Genomic DNA, 1,023 nt, shown 5'->3' with positions numbered 1-1,023 from the left:
AAAAAGTCAGAATGGGTATATTCCCAAGCCAAGCGCCAGTGGGATATTTGAATGATAGTAGAACAAAGACAATCGTGGTGGAAAAGAAAAGATCTCGTATTATCCGCTTGGCTTTTGAGAAATATGTCAAAGGGAATATGCGACTGGAGGATGTATCAAATTTTTTGGAGAAGTCCGGCGTTACTACAAGAACCGGAAAGAGAATCTCAAAAACTAAAGCGTCTTTTATCATCTCAAATCCATTTTACATCGGACTATTCAAATATGGTGGTTAAATCCACGAAGGAAAGCACGAGCCAATCATTTCAAAGAAACTTTTTGATGAAGCACAGGAAATGTTGAAGTTTCGCGGACAACCAGAACGCAAACCACAGAATGAGCTTCAACCTTTCTGTGGCCTCATTTCCTGCGCTTCATGCGGAATGATGATAACTGCTGAAAACAAAACGAAGCGACAGAAAAATGGCAATGTTCACGAATATACATATTATCGTTGCACAAAAAAGAGAAAAGATTTTAAGTGTCCTGAAATGTCGCTTCGTTCCGAAGAATTAGACAAGCAGTTATCATCTCTCATTCAAAAAGTTTCTTTGCCCAAAGACTGGGCGGAAGAATTGAATCGTCTTGCTTTGCAAGACTACAAAAACTCCGCCCCGTCTTTGACTGCGTGTGTGGAAGAAAAAAAGAAAAAGATTTCTTCTTTGTCGGAAAAATTAGAGCGACTTCTTACAGGTTATCTTGACCAAGTGATTGACCAACCAGATTATTGTTTACAAAAAGCAAAACTTCTTTCTGAAAAGAAGTCGCTCCAAAAAGAAATGACCTCTCTTTCACACAAGCAGAATGATTGGCTCGCACCTTTCCAAAACTGGCTAAAAGACGCTCAATCATTGGACAAAATTGCTTATGATTCAGACCTTTTTGCTAAAAAGGTCTGTGCTAAAGAAATCTTTGGCTCGCACCTCCTCCTCGGCGAAAAAACAATCCGTCCCGCCGAAGGCGGCGCATCAAATTCGTTTGGAA

2 protein-coding genes are annotated in these 1,023 nt (G+C 40.1%); both read left to right on the top strand.

Going from position 1 to position 1,023, the window contains the following annotated elements:
* Positions 1 to 11 precede the first annotated feature (11 nt).
* Positions 12 to 275, top strand: a complete 264-nt coding sequence (locus COU51_04655) for a hypothetical protein (GenBank protein PIR66305.1) — start codon at positions 12 to 14, stop codon at positions 273 to 275.
* 60 nt (positions 276 to 335) lie between these two features.
* Positions 336 to 1,023: hypothetical protein (locus COU51_04650; protein ID PIR66304.1), on the top strand; the 688-nt coding region annotated here is incomplete at its 3' end.

The organism is Parcubacteria group bacterium CG10_big_fil_rev_8_21_14_0_10_36_14 (assembly GCA_002772895.1).
Taxonomy (GTDB): Bacteria; Patescibacteriota; Patescibacteriia.
Note: the sequence above shows the minus strand (reverse complement) of the source record. Positions and strands in the feature narration are given on the sequence as shown.